The organism is Gluconacetobacter johannae, assembly GCF_014174305.1.
GTDB classification, from domain to species: Bacteria; Pseudomonadota; Alphaproteobacteria; order Acetobacterales; family Acetobacteraceae; genus Gluconacetobacter; species Gluconacetobacter johannae.
Map to the genome: position 1 here is coordinate 1 of NZ_JABEQH010000047.1, position 606 is coordinate 606.

The window sequence follows — 606 nt, forward strand, 5'->3', positions numbered from 1 at the left end:
CCGCGCCAGCCGTTCGTGCAGCCGCACCCCGAAGGCGATGTTCTCGTAGATCGACATCGGGAACGGCGTCGGCTTCTGGAACACCATCCCCACCCGCGCCCGCAGCACGTTGAGGTCCACCTCCGACGACAGGATGTTCCGGCCGTCGAACACCACCTCGCCCGTCGCCCGCTGGCCGGGATACAGGTCGTACATCCGGTTCAGCACCCGCAGCAACGTCGATTTCCCGCAGCCCGACGGCCCGATCATCCCCGTCACCCGCCTTGCCGGGAAATCCACCGTGATGTCCTTCAGCGCGCGGTTCGCCCCATACCAGAAATCCAGCCCCCGCACCGCCAGCGCCGGCGCCACGGCCTCGGCCGCCGGCGCCTCATGCATCGCCGTATCCATCATGTCCCGCATTCCTATTCCCCGGCGCCCGTCCGGTGGCTCCAGACCCGCACCAGCACGTTCAGCAGCAGCACCCCCGTGGTAATCAGCAGCGCCCCCGTCCAGGCCAGCTGCGTCCAGTCGTCATACGCCGAACCCGCATACTGGTAGATCGCCACCGGCAGGCTGGCCATCGGCGCCCCCAGGTCCAGCGACCAGTTCATGTTCCCCAGCGAG

Annotated in this window: 1 protein-coding gene and 1 pseudogene; both read right to left on the reverse strand. The window is 68.2% G+C overall.

Translation table 11 applies throughout. The features are described from left to right. Positions 1-393 (reverse strand): phosphate ABC transporter ATP-binding protein (locus HLH21_RS17305; protein ID WP_182944899.1); only part of this gene is annotated, 393 nt, incomplete at its 3' end. Positions 394-404: 11 nt separating this feature from the next. Next, positions 405-606: pseudogene (locus tag HLH21_RS17310) on the reverse strand (phosphate ABC transporter permease PstA); the annotation flags it as partial.